The following is a 17,109-nucleotide window of genomic DNA, read 5'->3' as shown; positions in this document are numbered from 1 at the left end:
TCAGGAGCGGCGCGAGGGATCCTGTCGGGCCGCCACCTGCGGGCGTGCTCCACGGCCTCGACGAGGCCGCCGCAGCGCGCCAGGCCGCTGCCGCCAGCCTCGTCCCGTCACACCAGGGTAACCGGCACCACCTTGGCCCCACCCTCGCTGACGACCGGGCACACCCAGAGGCGGAAGCGCACGCCGCCCTCGACGAACTAGTACTACAGCCGGGGTTCATGCTGGCTGACCCGCCTTTGCCAGGGGCATCGTCGTGCGCGCTGTTGATGGCGCCTGCGCCAGACGGACCAGTGCAGGATGGCGGATGGCTCTGGTGTGCGGTCCCAGGTGAGGCGCCAGAGCAGGCGCCGAACCTCGGGCACGGTGAGGGGCAGCAGCTCGGCGGCGAGGTCGTGCTCGTCCACTCCCCCCGAGGGCGGCCTTGCGCAGCACGGCGAGGTAGGCGTGCGCCAGCATGGCGAGCGTGATGTGCCGGTGCCAGCCGGTCCAGGAGCGGACCTCGTACTCGTCCAGGCCGACCTCGCCCTTGGCCGCCTCGAAGCAGGCCTCGATGGCCCAGCGCGTGCCGGCCACGCGCACCAGCCGCGCGAGCGTGGTCGGCTCCGGCGCGTGGGTCAGGTAGTAGGCGAGGTCGTTGGGCTTGGCCGGGCTGCGCCGGATCAGCAGGCCCATGCGCCAGCCCGGGGCGGCGCCCCGGTAAGGCAGGTAGGCCCAGTCGTAGAGCCGTGGGCCCTTGGCCCCATCGCCGGCGCTCAGGCGGCACCAGCCGTCGGGCGGGACCTTGGCGAGCCAGTCCTCGACGGGGACGAAGCCGAGCCGTTGGCCGGAGGTGACGGCCAGCACAGAGCCGCGCCCTCGCGCTTCCAGGCGGCGCCGGATGCGGTGGTCCGCCCCGTAGACGCTGTCGCCGGCCACCCAGGCGAAGGGCATGCCCGCCTCCAGCGCCCGGTCCAGCATCGCCAGCCCGAGCTGCGGCTTCGTGGTCAGGGCGGCGCCCTCCGGGATCCCCGCCGCGGCGCACCGGGCCACGTTGGTGGTCCAAGTCTTCGGCAGGTAGAGGGCACGGTCGATCAGCGCCCGGCCGTGGCGGCTGGCGTAGCCCAGGAATACGCCGACCTGGCAGTTCTCGATGCGACCCGCCGTGCCGCTGTACTGGCACTGCACCCCGGCCGATTTGTCGCCCTTCTTGAGGAAGCCGGTCTCATCCAGCACCAGCACCGCATCAGGATCGCCCAGGTGCTCGACCGCATAGGCACGCAGATCGTCCCGGACCGCGTCGGCGTCCCAGCGCATGCGCGAGAGGAAATCCTGCACCCCGTCCGGCGTCCCGTCCCCTGCCACTTCGGCCAGTTGCCAGCCGTTTTTGCGCTTCAGAGGCGAGAGCAGCCCGCGCAGGTAGGCCAACGCCCGCCGCCTTGGCTCCGCCCGGCTGAAGCGAGGCGCGATCCGCGCCGCAAGAGCCTCCAGCTCCCGCGACCAACCCTCGGCCGTACCAACCGTCGCCATGGCCAGCATCCCTCAGAGGACAGCCACAACACACAACCCCGGCTGTAGTACTAGGCCCGGCGGCTTTTCCCCGCGGTGGCGGGATGGCCGCCGCGGGCCCCGGCCGCGCCTGTGCATCGATCAGGGGCCGTCGCCGTCCACCACGCGCCAGGGAATGCCGGCCTTCTCCAATTGGGCGCGGGTCCCGGGATCGGGCATCCGCCCGCCGGTGAACACGACCTCGGCGATGTCTTGCACGGTGACGCCGCCATGCACCTGCGCCTCGGCATAGGTGGGGCCCGCACCGCGCGTCGGGCTGAGCTCGGCCAGGGATCCCTTGCCGACGTTCCGCGGCGTGCTGGCCAGCGCAGTGGGTTGCGTGAGCGGCTCGGCCGCCACCGCGGGTCGGGTGCCGATGAAGGTCTCATCGAGCGAGTCGCCGAAGGTGAAGGTGGTCCGCGGCCGCACCTCGGGCCGCAGCCGGATCACCGCGCTGCCGTACTGGGCCGGAGTCGCCTCCGCCGTTCCGCCAAGATAGCCGTAGATCGGCCGCTGGCCGACCGGCGCGTCGGGCTCCAGGCCGAACAGCGCGCCCTCCGTCGCCCGGCGCATGTTCCGGTTCAGCAGGCCGCCGCTGGTCCCGGTTTCGAACTGCGTCATCAGCCGGCCGCTGCCCAGGATGGAGCGCAGTGTGCCGGGGCGGACCCGGATGCGCACGTCGGAGCCGGCGACGAGCGAGGCCACCCGCTCGTTCGGTCCGGCCGACAGGCGGGCGGAGGTCCCGGCGGCCTGCTGCTCGGCGAGCACCGTCGCCGACCGGGCGGCCGGGTTGGCGGCGACCAGCGGCCGCTCATAGGGGCCGGAGACCCGCTGCCCGCCCTGGTACAGGCCCGATTGCTGCGGCGACGCATAGAGCGGCACCGGGGCCTCCGGCATCGGCACCTCCCGCCCGCCGGCAATCTGCGCCGCGCGGGTCGGCGTCACGTAGAGCGGCACGGCGGTCGGCCGCGCGATGACCCCCGCGCGGGGCCAGACATAGGAGGCGGAGCTGTGCGGGTCGGTGTAGAGCGGCACCGGGCCGGATGGCGGCCGCGCCACCAGCACCCCATTCTCCCGCCCGACCAGGGAGGGCGCTCCGCTTGGCTCCAGATGCAGCGGGACCGGCCCGGGCGGGGGGATGTTCGGCACCCCGCCACGCCCCACCTCGACCGCCGGGCCACGCGACGTGGTGTGCAGATCCACGGGCCCGGCATTGGGGACCTGCCGCGCGCCCTGCACGCGGATCGGGGTGCCCGCCGCGTCGAACAGCATGACGGGCTCGCCGGTCGACCGCGCGCCGCTGGACGGCCGGCCCGACCCGCCCGCGACCCGCGGGCCGCTGCCTTCCGGCTCGCCATGCGGCGCCCCCGCGCCGGGCGCCGCCATCTTCATCACCGCATGGAACAGCAGGCCCTGCATGAACTCCTTCGCCAGCTCCTCGAGGAAGGCCTCCACCGTGATCGGCCGGCGTTCCCCCTGCAACTGTTCGAACAGCCGCTTCGCGGCGCTGCGGAAGACGGCGATGGAGCCGTGCACCACCGCCTCGACCGCCATCTGCAGCGCCGGACGCGTGTAGGGCCCGGTTGCGACGCTGGCCACCCTGCGGGTGGCGGCATCGGCCAGGCGGCCGCCGAAGCCGAGCGTCAGCAGCTGCAGCAACGCATCGAAGGTGATCTCGCCCCAGCGGATGTGGTCCTGCAGCCCGTACTGCACGGCGGAGTGCTGTCGGGCGACCTCCAGCCCCTCGTTCAGGCCGATCATGCCGACCCCCAGCGCGATGCTGGTGCCGCGCGAGACGGCCTGGCCCGCCCCCGGCGCCATGATCGACGCGGCGTCCAGCACGGTGCCGAGCACGCTGAGCAGCGTCGCGTCGTCGGTCGCGGCGCTCAGCTTCAGCATCTGCTCGCCGGTCACGCAAACCATGCGGTCGTTGTCGTCATACAGGCGGACCCGGACGACCTCGTCCGGCCGCAGGCGGATCCCGCCGGTGAAGGTCTGGAGCGGCAGCGTCTTCGTCTCGGCGCGGAACATGCGGTCGCCCAGCACGGCATTCAGCGGCATGCTGACGACGATGTCCTCGCCGTCCCGGCGGGCGTTGATCGGCGCGACGCTCAGCCGCCACATCCCGCGCGGCAGGCGCAGCGGAAAGACCTTCAGGCCGGGCTGCCCCGCCGCGCAGCGCTGCTTGCGTTCCTCGACGCTGAGCGGCGCTTCCGCGGCCGGCGTGCCGCCCTGGGCGGCGCGTTCCTGCGCTTGGCGCTGGTCCCGCTGGCGGGTCACCGTCGCATGCGCCGCGGCCGTCGCCTTCGCCACCGCCGAGTCCGGACCCAGCCCCGGGGCGCCGAGCGCCCCGTGGTGGAGCCAGGCGATCAGCTCGGGGTCGCGCAGGGTCTGGACGAAGGTTCGCAGCTCGAAGGCGCTCAGCTGGTTGGCGAGGCTCGCCGCGACCTCCCACCGCTTCTCGTCCGCGGCCTTGAAGGCCCGGTCCAGGATCGAGCCGCTGCTGGGTGGCTCGACGACCTCCATGCCCGTGGCGACGTCCCGCTGCACGACCGGGGTGCCGGCGCCCGCCTGCTGGACCACATGCGCCAGTTCATGCGCGAGCAGCCGGCGGCCGGCAGCGGTGTCGGGGGCGAACCTGCCCTGGCCGAACACGATCCGCTCCCCCACCGCGTAGGCATTCGCCGCCACGGCCTGGGCGGAGCGTGCCGCCGCCGCGTCGGCATGGATGCGGACGCGGCCGAAATCATGCGCGAAACGCTGCTCCATGGCGCCGCGCAGGCCGGGATCGAGCGGCCGGCCGGGCGAGCGGAGCACCTCGTGGACCACGCGCGGCGCCAACCGTGGCGCGGGCGACGGCGGGTCGGACCGGTTGCGGCGGAGCCTGGCCGTCCGGCAATCCGCGCATTCGCCACAGGCGGCGCAGGACCGGCGCGCCGGCTGGCGGAGCGCCGCTTCGGCGAGGCGGTCGGCCTGCCGCTCGCTCGGGTCGTCCGCCCGGCCGATCGGCAGCGGCGGCAGGGCCGGAGGGCGGGCGACGACCGGCGGCAGCCGCGCCGGGCTTGCCTTCGCCCGTTCGGGGGCGACGGTCGGGACATCGGCGAAGCTCCAGGCCGGGCCGGCGACCGGCAGCGGCCGCGGCGATGCGGGACGTTCCGGCGAGGCGGCCTGGGCGGTCGTGGCGTTGCGCCGCGCCGCGGGCGTCACGCCTTTGGCCCGCGACCCCTGGCGTTCGACTGCGAACATGGCGGCGTTCCCTTCACGTGCCGGTGCAGCACGCGGCGAGAGGGCCGGCCGGCGCGCTGCGGCAGGGATTCTGCGGCGGGGACGCGACGACTGGGGCCGGGCGGAACGGCGCGGGCCGACCCGTCATACGAGGGCGCGAGCGCTGGTCGAGGGCAACGCAATTTTGTTGGAGTACCGGCTCTGTTGGAGTCCCGGCCGGTCGGCGCGTCGGTCTGGCGGCGTGCCGGCGGCACGGCTGCCAACCCGGCGCCCGGCCGGATCAGCGGCGGCGCTGATCCGCCCTGGCGGGGACGCCGCCGCGACGTTCCTTGCTGCGTCGCAGCCCTTGCCTGGTCGCAGGTCCGCGGGCCGGCCTGCTACGCCGCGGCCGGGCGCGTGCGGCCGAACCGCGGCACCGCCAGCAGGCCGAGCCGGATCGCCAGCGCCGCTAGCGCCGCCAGCACCGGCAGTGCCAGCGCCGCCGCCGTCCAGGGCGGCAGCACCTGCGGCAGCGCCGCCGCTGCGGCGACCGCCGCCGCCAGCGCCGCCACCGCGCCGTGGCGATAGGCCACGGGGGCCTGCCGCTGCGACAGCCGCGCGAAGGCCACCAGCCGCACCACCTGCGCCGCGATGGTGGCGGCGATCGCCCCGGCCAGCCCGAGGCGCGGGATCAACAGCGCATAGCCAGTCAGCGCCACGCCGCCGGCCAGCGCGTTCACCAGGAAGGGCAGCCGCCCGGTGCGGCCGATGTAGCAGCCGATGTTGAACAGGCTGCCGAAGCTCTGCAGCACCAGGGAGACGATGACGAAAGGCACCAGGATGGCGGCCGGGTGGTAGGCGGCCGGCGTCGCCACCCGGATCAGCACCGGCCCGGCCAGCGCCGCCAGCGCCGCCGCCAGCAGGGTCACCGCCGCCCCGGCGCCGGCCAGCCGCGCGGTCGCGGCCGCGCCGTCCTCGCCGAGCCAGACCTGCTGCCGGCGCGGGTACCACCACAACTCGAAGGGCTGCATCAGGAAGGCCATGGCCATGGCCAGCTTCGACGCCAGGGCATAATGCCCGAGCGCCGCCGCGGCGACGTTGCTCGCCAGGAACCAGCGGTCGGCGGTGCCGAGCGAAGGCGGCGAGCCCGCTGCCGACCAGCGGCAGGTTGCCGCGGTGTTCCCGCATGACCCGGTACGGCACGCCGGTGACCTCGGCGATGACGTTCAGCTGGCTGGCCAGGTCGAGCGCGCTGAACCGTCCCGCCCATGGCCGCCGCTCGAACAGCGTCGCCACGGCCTGCCGCGTGCGGGGCGGGATGCTGTCGAGCACCGCCGCATGCTCGGGCGTGATGTCGGCCTTCGTGAGGACGCGCTTGGCCCCCGCCGAGGCCGCGGGGCCAAGCGCATCCAGACGCCGCGTGATCAAGTCCGCGCCCGGGAAATCCAGCTCCGCGCCGTTGTCCTGGACGATGTAGACGGTGTCGCCATCACACTCGATCACCATGCCGCTGCGGTTGGTGGCCTGTGGTAGACGACCGTGCCGTTTAGGAACATGCGCGTCGACCTCCTCTGTTGCTGTCGCGTGGTCGAGCGGCGTGACCGGCCCCCACATGATCGCTGCGTCGCGCCGCGGGACCCGCCGCGGCTCGGCAAGGCCCTTCTGGGTGGCGGCCCTTTCAGTGCGGGGCGCTCACCGCCATCGCTAGCAAGATCATCGGGGAGGATATCAGGGCCAGCAAGCCGATGATTGCAAAGCTGGTCAGGCCACAGCACCACAAGGTCCGCCAATAGCTGATATTCCAAAAATGTTTCTGCGCAACCACAGCAAAAAAACCAAGGTAGAAAACTATTACCATTGATAATATATAGGTATTATAGATCGCCCCGAATTGCAGTTTTTCCATAATTTTTTCTAATGTCAAGTTTTCTCGGATTACAGATATCAGAAATTCGTTCCAAAATAACACGATGAATGAAAGAAGCATCCAATACATACCGTTGACAACGGCCATCAGCCTCATGAAATCGTCGAAATGTCTTTTCTTCAAAGTCATGCGCCGAAATATAAAAAATGGCACGACGTTGGCGATCAGTGTCAATGTGAAAAATAATATAAACTGCGGTATCGATTGCAGGATCATTCCTGGAATCCTGCTATATTCCTCATTATGTATCTTCACCAAGGCACTGATGGTCAAGCCGAACGTCGTGATGACCGTGTAGACAAGCCCGCCGAACACCATGAATGAAAACGGATTGACCGGGCGCCGGTTGACGCCGCAATGTATGATGTGTTTTGCCGGGGAGCCGATCAGGTCCAGCACGAACAGCACATTCCTCTTGAACTCAGCCACGTCGTGAATCTTGGACAGGCCGACGGCAAGGTCGCTTCGCCACGGCACCACCGTTGCGTCAGCCTCGCCCTTGCCTCCCCCTTGGTCGGGGGTCTGCAGCAGTCGCCGGATCGTGGTTTCGGCCGCGCCGAAGCGAAGCCGTTCATCCGGCAACACGTAGGCCTGCTTGACCGCAAACCATCGGCCATTGCTGCACCGTTTCGTCCCGTTCGTGCTGTTGCGATCCTCGATCATCCAGCGCCCGTCATCGGTCAGCACCAGATCTGCATGCAGACCGGATACGGTCGCGTCGTCGAGGCGCAGATCGGCCTGTTGCCGCTTGCGGCTACCGATGGTCCATCGCTTCATGACTATCTCGCGGAACAAAGCATGCAGACGCTGAAATTCGCAGCGTCGTTGTCGCATACCTGCGCGGACGGGATGACCACCCTCGCGCGAATTTTCACGCGCCGCGGGACGCTACGGCGACGTTTCAGGCGCGCTGTCCAAGACCGCCACCAGGCTGGCGATTTGGCGCGCGCGGCCGGCAGGGAATGGCTGTGGTGCCCGCATCGGCCCGGGCCGACATCACTGGCGCCGCCGAATTTTGCTTGACCCAGGCACTCAGACAAAAAATTCTACCTCCACTTTTAATGGCTTCGCGTTCGTCTCGAATTCCATTTTGCATCAGCGACATTTCAAGGATCGGTTGCGATGACGCAGCGACACGCCAATCCATTCCACAGGATCATTGTGGCTTGCGCTTGTGCCGTCTCATTGAGCCTGACGAGTTGTGCCGAAACCTTCAGCGCGGGCCAGCCACTGACCCCGGCCCAGCAGGAATTGAAGCAGGCCAACCAGCGCTTCGCGCAGACGACGGGCGAAGGTGCGTTGATCGGCGCGCTGATCGGTGCCGGGCTGGGTGCCGCGCTCGGCGGCCATAATCGCGGCCAGGCGGCGTTGATCGGCGCGGGTGCGGGCGCTTTGTTCGGCGGTACCGCAGGGTACCTCGTCGCTCGCAACAGCTTCGCCCAGGCGCGGACCGAGGCTAACCTCAGGAAGGCGATCACCGAGGCCGATCTCGACGCTGCCGCCTACAATCGCTCGGCGGTCGCGTCGGAGCAGATCGAGGCCGAGGCGCGCACCAGGATCGCCGCGCTCGACGCCCAGTACCGGCAGAAGACGATCACCGCGGGCCAGTACCGCCAGAACATCGCCAGCTACCGCGAAAGTTCCGACATTATGAAGAAGCAGTTGGCGCAGATGGGCCAGACCGCCGATTCGCTGCGGTCCGACGCCATCACCGTCCCGCCGGCAGATGGCGAGATGATGGCGCGGTCAGCCAGCCAGATCGATCAGGCCCGGCAGCGGGAGCAGCGAAGCTATGAGGAACTCGAAGCCCTGCTCGCCAGCGTGCCGGCCGGCTGAACACGTCATGTGCCGTTCGTCGCGGCCCGCCGCCGTCGCCGCGTGCGTCGCCCTGGCCGCCTGCAGCAGCACGGGATGCGACCCGTCCCGGGCCGGCTTCCTGGAAGGTCTCTCCTGTTCCAGGACCGGCTACCAACAGCGCGAAGCCATGCTGGGCCAAGGTATGGTCGCGGCCCAGGCGAACCGGTTAGAACAGCAAGCGCAGGCGGCATCTGCCGCGCAGGCCGCATCGGCGGCGCAGAGCGACCTCGCGGCACGGCGGCGCGAGATGGCCCGGCTGGATGGCCGCCTGGCCGACCTCCGTCGCAGGTTGCGGGCGACGAGCGAGCGTCGCAGCGCGAACCAGGACGAGATCCGCCGCGTCACCTCCCAGCTCGATGAATTAGCGAAGCTGCAGGCGACCGCGAGACCAGATCCCGGCATGGTCGACCTGCGCCTGATCCAGGACCGGCAATCGCAGATCGCCAGGCTCCTCGACGAGCTCGACTGAACGACCGCGGGGGTCAGCGCTGGCGTCCGAGGGCACTCGGGACGGCCAGGATGCTGGCCCGCATCTGCTCCCTGGACGGCGGCGAATTCCCGCCGATCTGCTGGATATGCGCCAGCAGCAACGGCAGGAAGCGCTTGAACTGGACCAAGCCCTGCTGCGACATGTCGGTCTCGACACTGTCCATGCGGCTGTCGACGTTCAGCCGCGCCGGGCCTGCGTCGATCTGGAGCACCAGGTTCGCATAGAGGTCGAGGTATACATCGACGTCGGAGCGAAGCCTGGCCGCGGCACCCTGCACGGACTTGGCCCGGTCGGGAACGATATCGGCGAAGCTTTCGGCGAAGGTGGCGAAGCGGCTGGTGCTCCAGATGAAGTGCGCCAGCATGGCGGCCGTCTGGATCTGCATGTCCAGCATGGCTAGTGCCTGCTCGGCGGTGTCGTGCGCCGCGGCCAGGTGCGACGGCGCCGCCGGCCGGTGGCGGGACCGCGCCGCATCGGACGGCATCGGGAACGGCGATGCGGCGGCCGGCGGGGCTGCCATAGCCAGGGCGCCGAGCATGGCAAGGCGGCACCATCCGACGCGGCGCCTGGATGCGGGCCTGTGCCTCGACGTCATCTCAGCGCCAGAAGCGATCGAGCACGGCCGCGGCGGTCGCCGCCTCGGCATTGCTGCCCTGCGCCCGACGCTCCAGGTAGGCGCGCAATGCCTCGCGGTCCTGGCCCACCGTCTTGTCGCCCGCCATGAAGGCGGCGCGATAATTCTGCGCCGCGAGCGAGACATCCGGCTGGAGCCCAACCGGGCGGTTGGGCTGGTTCGGATCGAACAGCCGCGCCATGGTGGCGCTGGCGGCTTCGCTGCGCAGGGTCTGGGCGGCGTAGCGCAACACCATGAGCGCGCCGTCGACCTGCGACCGGTCCTCGGACCTGAGGCGCCGCGTCGCCTCCGCCACCAGCTCCGCCGCGGGCCGCCCACTTTCCGTCAGCTCCTTCGCCGACAGGGACTGGATGAGTCGCTTCGGCGGGATGAAGGGCGAGGAATCCCCGCTGGCCGATCCCCGGGGGAGGAATGGCGAATCCGGCTGCGGATTGACTGGCGGCATGGGCGAAGGCCGGGCCGGGGCGATGTCGGGTCGCGGAACCACGCGTGCATCGTCCTGCTTCGGTTTGGCAGGGTCGGGCGCCACCGGCTTCTCCACCACCGGCCGCACCACCGGCGCAGTTTCCCAGGGGCGCCAAGCCAGCAGCCCGCCCCCGGCGGCGACACAGGCGACGGCCGCCCCCAGCACCAGCCTCGACCGTCCCCGCGTCCCGTCTGGCTTCGGCGCGGCCGACCCGCTCTGCCGCGCGAGGAGGTCGGTCACCGGCGGCTGGCCCGGCGTGAATTGGCTGGGCGAGGGCGGGTATTGAACCACGGTTGGCCGCAGCGACGGAGGCATCCGCGCCAATACGCGGGTCTGCACCAGGTCCGCCGCAGCGCGTTCCAGCGCGCTGGCGCCCAAGGCATCGCTGAAGGCGTGGACGGACTCGAAGCGGTCGGCCGGGTTCTTGGCCAATGCCCGTTGCACGACCTGGTCGATGCCTGGGTCGATGCCGGGCAGTATCTGGCTCAACGGCCGCACCGGCAGCTCCAGGTGGCCGCGCATGATCTCCGCCTCGGTCGGCGCGTCGAAGGGGATGTGGCCGGTCAGCATCTCGTAGACGACGCAGGCGAGGCTGTAGAGATCGCTGCGCTCGCTCCCCTCCCCGCCACGGAACTGCTCGGGCGCGAGATACGCATAGGTGCCCACCAGCCCACCCCGCGTCAGCCGCTGGGTGCCGCGGATCCGGGATATGCCGAAATCCATGATCTTCAAGCAGCCGCTGTCGTTCAACATCAGGTTCGACGGCTTGATGTCGCGGTGGATGACCCCCATCCGATGGGCGTATCCCAGGCCGATCGCCGCCTGGGCGACGATGGCGCGGATCTCCGGCAGGTTGAGCCGGGACAGCTTGGCAAGGACGGCATCGAGCGTGTAGCCGTTGACCAACTCCATGACCAGGTAGACGTCCTGGCCGACCCGCGGCATGCCATAGAGCGTCGTGATGTGGGTGTGGTTGAGCCGGCTCAGGCTGAACCCCTCGGCGCGGAAGCGTTCGATGATGGCCGGGTTGCTGCTGACTTCGGACCGCAGGGTCTTGATCGCCACCCAGCGGCCGAGCTCGGTGTCGATGGCGGCATAGACCGTGCCGAACCCGCCGCTGCCCAGCACATGCTTGATCTCGAACTGGCCGATCCGGCCCGGCATCATGGCGGTTCCGCAGCCAGCGACGCCGCCTCCACTTTGCGGGTGGGACGCTCGGGGCGCTGCGGCGGCGGGGTGTCGCCGTCCTGCTCGAGCCCGAAGACCCCGACCGAGATGTTGTCGTGCCCGCCCGCGTCGAGCGCGCGGGCGATCAACGCCTCGCAGGCTTCGAAGGGCGGAAGATTGCGGCTAGCCGCCGCGATCTCCGCGTCGCCGACCAGATCGGACAAGCCGTCGGAGCACAGCACCAACCGGTCGCCGGCCTGCAGCGGCATGCCCTCGGTCCAGATGCAGGGCTCAACCTCGGGGTGCGTCCCGAGCGCCTTCAGGATGACGTGGCGTTCCGGGCTACCTGCTGCCTCCTCCACCGTCAGCGAGCCCTGTCGCACGAGTTCCGCCACCAGCGTGTGATCCTGGCTGAGCTGCGACAAGGTTTCGCCGCGCAGGAGATAGGCGCGGCTGTCGCCGACATGGGCCAGAAAGACACAGGCGCCTACCACCGCAATCGCGGTGCAGGTCGTCCCCATGCCGGCACACTCGGGCGCATCGAGGCTCCGCCGGTGGATGGCCTGGTTCGCCGCGGCGAAGCAGCGGCGCAGTAGGTCGGGGACCGCGCCATCGCCGCGGTAGTAGTCGCAACAGATGGTCTCCGCGGCTAATGCGCTGGCAACCTCGCCCGCGGCATGGCCGCCGATCCCGTCGGCGACCAGCAGCAGGGCGCCCTGGGATGCGCGGGGATCGGCGGCGCCCGGCAACACGTAGGCGACCGTGTCCTCGTTGAGGCTCCGCACCGCCCCGACATGGCTGAGCATCGCCCCCTTCACCACCAGGCCCGGTCCGGCCCCTTCGTCGGTCGCGGAACCGGTCATGCGCGTCAGTTCTTCTGCTGGACCCTGAGCATCTTCCGGGCATAGCGGATCGGCACCGCCAGCGTCGTGGTTTCCCGCAACGTGCCGTAGGTCAGGATGCCGATCGCCTTGCCATTGGCATCGAACACCGGCCCGCCGCTCGACCCACGCCCCGCCGGCGCGGTCAGCTGGTACACGTCGCCGAAGGGAGCGATCACCGTGACCGAGCCGCGCTGCTCCGTTACCGCACTGAGATGGGAGATGAATCCCGCAATTACGGTTGGCGACGCCACCTCCCCGATGGTCCGTTGCAGCTGTCCGCGTTCGATGGTCGAGATCGCCGCGAAGGTCTTCACGGAGTCGCCGGGGTACCCCAGGACGGTGATCGCGCCACCCAAGGTGACCGAGTCGTCCTCGGCGAGCTGAACCGTCGTGAGCTGTTCAGGGCTGTTCACCCGGATGAGCGCCACATCGGCTTCCGCCGAGAAGCTGACGAGTTGGGCGCTGATGCTGGTCGGGTTGTCGGGGAACCGGACGCTCAGGGTTTCGTTGCGGCCTTCGAAAGGCCGCTCCATGCCGTTGCTGATGGGGATCGGCGCGTTCGGGTCGAAGACGAGCCCCCCCTCGCCGGGAGTCCAGGGAGCCACCGTGCGGGCATCCGCGGCGCGGCTCGATGGGCTGAAATCCCGGGCTTGGGCGGTCCGCCCATCCTGTGCCTTGAACAGCCAACCAGTCGCCAGCCCCTGCGGGTCGAAGTCTTCGTAGCCGACCGTCCACGCAGCAGCCACGTGCTTGTTGGTGATCGCCAATCCCGATGGGTCAACCACGAAGCCGGACCCGACAGCGGGATGGCCGATCGGCCGGTTCGGCGAGGAATCATCCATGGTGAGCCACCGGACGATCTTGCCATTCGCCAGCTCGACATAGGCCGGTCGCGTTGCATCGGCCGAACCCGGTCGGGTATAGTTTTTATGATAGATCAACCGTCCGGTCTGGCGGTCCACCAGCCGCCATGACATGGCGATGTAGACGGTCGCATTGCCGTATCGCTGCACGATATCGCTGGGGCTCAGGCCGATCTGCGTCCGCAGCTTCCGCTCGTTGGTCGCGGCCTCCTCGGACAGCGTCTCGCGCTGACGCTGCAGGGCAGCGGTGTGCAACTCCTGGCTGGCGCGCGCCTGCGCCTCGATCTGTTGCCGGTCGGTGCTCATCCGCCAATAGAGCCCACCGCCGCCCGCAGCGGTCGCCGCCAGCAGGCCGCCCACCACGTAAAGCCATTTGCGGCCGGTGGCCTGCCGCTCCTCGGTCAGCATGCGCTGCACCGTGTCCCGCCCGACGCCCGACCTGGTGGGCGACGCGGTCAGGGACGGCGTGGCCGTGTTCAGCGGGGACGGCGGAATGACGGCGGTCGCCGCCATCGGCGTGGTCGGTATCGGGTCGGCGATGCGCGTGGTGCCCGGTGGCGAGTCCGAGACAACCCGGGTTCGAGCCACGAGATGCGGCGGCCGCGGTTGGGCGTCGAAGATGAAGCTCGGTCCGATCTGCCCCAGATTCACCAGGTCATCGGGCAACAGATCGGTTTCGCCCTTGATCGGGGTTCCATTGACCAGCGTGCCGTTCGAGCTGCCGAGATCGGCGATCCTAAACGACGGCCGATCACCCTGGGTGATGCGGATGACCGCATGGCGACGGCTGACGGCGTCGTCTCGCTGCGCGTCGTAGGCGATGCTGCAGGTCGGGTCGCGCCCAAGCGTCAATTCGCTCGTCGTCTCAAGCGGAAATTGCTCGATCTGGTTGGATTTCGAGCCGGTCTGATGCTTGATCAGAATTCGTGTCGACATATTGGCATATTTCCGTAATGGAACGACAGATAATGCTGCGGATCAAAGGGGATAAGACGCCAAAGGCTGTTGCTTGTTGTTGTCGTAGCCGGCAGCCATTCGGCGAACTATCGCAAAAGCCAAGCATCAAAGCAGGCAGGAAGCGTCGCGATCGCGCAGAAGTCAAAGCGTTAAAGCATTGACGGACCGCCAGAAGTCGCGGCCGCAGGTTGCCGTCATTCGGCACGGCGGCGCCGATGCCGGGCGCGCCGGCGGCGTGCCGTCGCGCCTCCGAACCTGGAGCAGATTCCGGCCGGACGCGTCGCTCCGCGCCGAAAGCAGGATGCCGAAGCGATGCGGCGCTCCGGCCGCGCGCGCCGGTGGTGATGCGGTCGGCCAAGGCCTGCGAACCGGCCGGCCCGCGGCCATCATCGACGTTGCCGCGCCGGGCGCTGGCGCTCGACGTGGCATCGCGCCTGCGGCCCGGCCGATCATCCCGAGGAGACGCGGGTGCGGGATCACCGCTCCGGGCGGTCGATGATGATGGTCGGCGGGACATCGGGCGTTACCCGCGTCCGGGCCAGCAGATGCGCCGGCCGCGGCTGCACGTCGAATTCGATCAGCGGTCCGGTGACACCCAATCGTATCCTATCGCCGGGCAGCAGTTCCTTCTCCGCGTTGATCGGGCCGCCATTCACCAGAGTCCCGTTGCGGCTGCCCAGGTCGGCGATGCTGAACCCCGGCCGGTCGCCCGCCGTGACGCGAATGACCGCGTGATGCCGGCTGACGACATCGTCGCGTTGCGGGTCGAAGGCGATCGTGCAGTGCGGATCCCGGCCCAGCGTGACCTCGCGCACCGTCCCGAGCGGCACTTGCTCGGTCTGGTTGGCCTTCGATCCGCTGTGGTGCCGGATGACGATGCGCAGAACCGGGGCGGCAGGTGGCGGCTGGGGCGGCGCGATGGCGCCTGCTGCCTTTCCGGCAGCGTGCTTCGCCGCATCGGCGCCGTCGGGCGTGGCCGGCGGTTCGTCCGCGGCACCCGGCTGGGCGATCGCCTCGGCATCCGGCCGCTGGGGCGCGGAATCGCCCGTCGCCGGCGGCGGGCCGGCCTCGCCGGCCGGATCGGGCGTCATGCTGTCGTGGGCGGCGGCCGCTGGCGCTGCGCGGCGTGGCTCGGCAAGGTCGGGCTTCACCGCTCGCCTGGCTACCGAAGGAGCGGCCGCTACAGCGTCGACGCGGGCCGCCGCGGCCGCGGCCTCGGCCTGCGCGTCGCGCGCCAGCCGTGCTTCCACCGCCGCCGTCTCGGCGGCCTGCTCAGCCACGCCCACGGCATCGCCGACGACACCGGCCTCGCTTGCCGCGCGCACCGCGGATGCCGCCTCGTCGCGTGCCTGGCGCGCCGTGGCGGCGTGTGCCGCGGCATGCTCCGCCCCCTGCCGCGCCGCCGCGGCATGACGGCGGGCATCGTCCCCGGGCACGGCACCGTCGCCCGTTGCGAGGCGTTCCGTCCTCTGGGCCGCCCGGTCGGCCGCGGCGGACGCCGCCTCGGCCGCCCGGGCCGCCGCATCCGCCTGCCGCGCCGCGCGTGCGGCATGCGCCTCGGCCAGGCCGCGCTGCAGGTCGCCCTGGTCCGAGGCGTCGGTCACCTCCACCACCAGTGCCCCGCATCCCTGCACCTGGCAGCGGGTCGGCCCAAGCTTCCGATGGCTTGCGTTACGGCTGCACACGCGCATGGTTCGCCCCTATTTATTCTGCAGCGCCGCCACCTGCGCCCGCAGGTCCTCCAGCCCCTCGGCCAAGAGAGTCACCTGATCCTGCAGCGCCGTCAGCGACTGGAAGCTCGGCCGGTAGTCGGCCATCACCTCGCCGCTCTGCGGCACGTACAAAGCAAGCGGCGCATAGGCATGCGCCACCCCGTCGGGCGGCTGCGGTGCCGGGTTGCGCAGCAGGATGCCCTCATCAGCGGTGCGCGCCGGGATCATCCAGTGGTCGCCCGCACGATACGTATGCGGCTCACCGGTCGAGGGCTCGAACTGGACCTGGATCCCGTCCTCAAGGTCGAACCAGTGCGCCTCCCCGGTGCCCTCGACCACGGCGATGCCATCCGGCCCGGCCGGCGCGCCGCCGCGGCCCTCCAGGTGGTCCCAGCGGCGCAGCGCCATGTCGCTGCGCTCCCCTGGGCGGAACGCCGCCTCGGGCGGCGCGTCGGACAGCATGATCCGCCCGGTCGCCTGGTCCACCTCATCGACCCGCACCAGGTCACGGCCAAGGCCGAGCAGCCGGTCGGCCCGGTCGCAGGGCTCAACCCAGGTGCCGCGGGCCAGCTGTCCTGCCTCCTCGCGCGCTGCCGGCACGACCTGCGCGACCTTGCCTTCCAGGCTGGCCAGCGGCAGCAGCCGGGCCCCGTTGTCCCTTGACCACTTGAAGCGGGCCTCACCGGCCGGCCCGCCCCGATGCAGCTCGATGCGGTACAGCAGGTTCTCGGGCCCGCGGAACCGGCCGGCCTGCACCGCACCGCCGCGCCGCCCGGCCTCGGCGGCCGGTCCCTCCAGGCGGATCTTCAGCCGCCCGCGCGGCTGGTCCTGCCAGCGCCGGACCAGGGCCTCGGCTTCCGTGCGCAGCCCCGCCCAGTCGGGCGCCTTCGGGTTGAACCCCTGCACGAGAGGATGCATGCGCACCTGCCACACCACCTGCGTGCGCAGCGCCGTGTCGAGCCCGCCCAGCGCCGGATCTAGCAGGTAGGGATCGTCGAGCGGGCCGACCACCGCTTCCCAGGCATCGAGGAAGACCAGCCGCGCCGCGTCCCGCACGGCCTTGCCGTCCGGCATGACCAGGGGGTCGGGCGGCAGAGGCTGCCGGGTGAAGCTGGTCGCGGCCTCGCACTCCACGCACAACCCATTCACGTAGTAGCGGCCTTGGCCGATCTCCACGTCCTCGCCGCGTCCGGCGCTGCGGATCTCGAACCCGCCGGCGCCGAACGGGCCGGCCCAGTGCTGCCCGCCGCCGCCGGTCAGGTCGCCGGTCAGCACGCGCAGGCGGTGCAGCAGGATCGCCGCCTGCTCGTTCCAATCCGCGTCCACCAGCGGCCGCCCCTGCTGCTGCAGCACCCGCGCATAGTGCTGCAGCGGCCGGAAGGTGAAGCGGGAAAAATCGCCCTTCATCGCGGTCCCCTAACCCC

14 protein-coding genes are annotated in these 17,109 nt (G+C 70.4%); 3 read left to right on the top strand and 11 right to left on the bottom strand.

The window, feature by feature from the left end:
* Nucleotides 1-216: 216 nt before the first annotated feature.
* From E2C06_RS13405 to E2C06_RS13395, 3 genes are all read right to left on the bottom strand, one after another.
* Nucleotides 217-1,506 carry an IS701 family transposase gene (locus tag E2C06_RS13405; protein ID WP_133289105.1) on the bottom strand — a complete coding sequence of 430 codons (1,290 nt, stop codon included), beginning with the start codon at nt 1,504-1,506 and terminating at the stop codon, nt 217-219.
* A 120-nt stretch (nt 1,507-1,626) separates the two neighbouring features.
* On the bottom strand, nt 1,627-4,770 hold the full coding sequence (locus tag E2C06_RS13400; protein ID WP_133289104.1) for a DUF3626 domain-containing protein: 3,144 nt from the start codon (nt 4,768-4,770) through the stop codon (nt 1,627-1,629).
* A gap of 356 nt (nt 4,771-5,126) precedes the next feature.
* Nucleotides 5,127-5,777 (bottom strand): hypothetical protein, encoded by a 651-nt coding sequence (locus E2C06_RS13395; protein WP_133289103.1) that lies wholly within the window; start codon nt 5,775-5,777, stop codon nt 5,127-5,129.
* Between the two features lie 76 nt (nt 5,778-5,853).
* Between E2C06_RS13395 and E2C06_RS13390 the strand changes: the two genes are divergently transcribed.
* Nucleotides 5,854-6,261, top strand: a complete 408-nt coding sequence (locus tag E2C06_RS13390; RefSeq protein ID WP_133289102.1) for a hypothetical protein — start codon at nt 5,854-5,856, stop codon at nt 6,259-6,261.
* Between the two features lie 145 nt (nt 6,262-6,406).
* Here the strand turns inward: E2C06_RS13390 and E2C06_RS13385 are convergent, their stop codons facing one another.
* Nucleotides 6,407-7,432 carry an FHA domain-containing protein gene (locus E2C06_RS13385; RefSeq protein WP_165982376.1) on the bottom strand — a complete coding sequence of 342 codons (1,026 nt, stop codon included), beginning with the start codon at nt 7,430-7,432 and terminating at the stop codon, nt 6,407-6,409.
* 345 nt (nt 7,433-7,777) lie between these two features.
* Between E2C06_RS13385 and E2C06_RS13380 the strand changes: the two genes are divergently transcribed.
* Both E2C06_RS13380 and E2C06_RS13375 read left to right on the top strand, forming a co-directional pair.
* Nucleotides 7,778-8,491 (top strand): YMGG-like glycine zipper-containing protein, encoded by a 714-nt coding sequence (locus tag E2C06_RS13380; protein ID WP_133289100.1) that lies wholly within the window; start codon nt 7,778-7,780, stop codon nt 8,489-8,491.
* A 163-nt stretch (nt 8,492-8,654) separates the two neighbouring features.
* On the top strand, nt 8,655-8,981 hold the full coding sequence (locus E2C06_RS13375; protein WP_133289099.1) for a hypothetical protein: 327 nt from the start codon (nt 8,655-8,657) through the stop codon (nt 8,979-8,981).
* A gap of 13 nt (nt 8,982-8,994) precedes the next feature.
* Here the strand turns inward: E2C06_RS13375 and E2C06_RS13370 are convergent, their stop codons facing one another.
* The 7 genes from E2C06_RS13370 to E2C06_RS13340 all read right to left on the bottom strand — a co-directional run bounded on the left by E2C06_RS13370 (nt 8,995) and on the right by E2C06_RS13340 (nt 17,092).
* Nucleotides 8,995-9,486, bottom strand: a complete 492-nt coding sequence (locus E2C06_RS13370; RefSeq protein WP_133289098.1) for a hypothetical protein — start codon at nt 9,484-9,486, stop codon at nt 8,995-8,997.
* Nucleotides 9,487-9,598: 112 nt separating this feature from the next.
* Entirely contained in the window at nt 9,599-11,269 is a 1,671-nt protein-coding gene (locus E2C06_RS13365) for a serine/threonine-protein kinase (protein ID WP_133289097.1), read from the bottom strand.
* Complete coding sequence (locus E2C06_RS13360; protein WP_133289096.1) at nt 11,266-12,132, bottom strand: protein phosphatase 2C domain-containing protein; 867 nt, start codon at nt 12,130-12,132, stop codon at nt 11,266-11,268. Before E2C06_RS13360 ends, E2C06_RS13365 begins: the two co-directional genes overlap by 4 nt.
* Nucleotides 12,133-12,137: 5 nt before the next feature.
* A complete protein-coding gene (locus E2C06_RS13355) occupies nt 12,138-13,952 on the bottom strand; it encodes a trypsin-like peptidase domain-containing protein (protein WP_133289095.1) in 1,815 nt (604 codons plus the stop codon).
* Nucleotides 13,882-14,331: a hypothetical protein gene (locus E2C06_RS13350; protein WP_133289094.1), complete on the bottom strand. Its 450-nt coding sequence runs from the start codon at nt 14,329-14,331 to the stop codon at nt 13,882-13,884. The genes E2C06_RS13355 and E2C06_RS13350 overlap by 71 nt, the downstream gene beginning before the upstream one ends.
* Before the next feature lie 118 nt (nt 14,332-14,449).
* Nucleotides 14,450-15,586 carry an FHA domain-containing protein gene (locus E2C06_RS13345; protein WP_165982375.1) on the bottom strand — a complete coding sequence of 379 codons (1,137 nt, stop codon included), beginning with the start codon at nt 15,584-15,586 and terminating at the stop codon, nt 14,450-14,452.
* 87 nt (nt 15,587-15,673) lie between these two features.
* Nucleotides 15,674-17,092 carry a DUF6519 domain-containing protein gene (locus E2C06_RS13340; RefSeq protein WP_133289092.1) on the bottom strand — a complete coding sequence of 473 codons (1,419 nt, stop codon included), beginning with the start codon at nt 17,090-17,092 and terminating at the stop codon, nt 15,674-15,676.
* Between the last annotated feature and the right edge of the window lie 17 nt (nt 17,093-17,109).

The organism is Dankookia rubra (assembly GCF_004355005.1).
Classification (GTDB): Bacteria; Pseudomonadota; Alphaproteobacteria; order Acetobacterales; family Acetobacteraceae; genus Paracraurococcus; species Paracraurococcus ruber_A.
The sequence above is the reverse complement of the archived record's forward strand: the minus strand, read 5'-3'. Positions and strand labels throughout refer to the sequence as shown.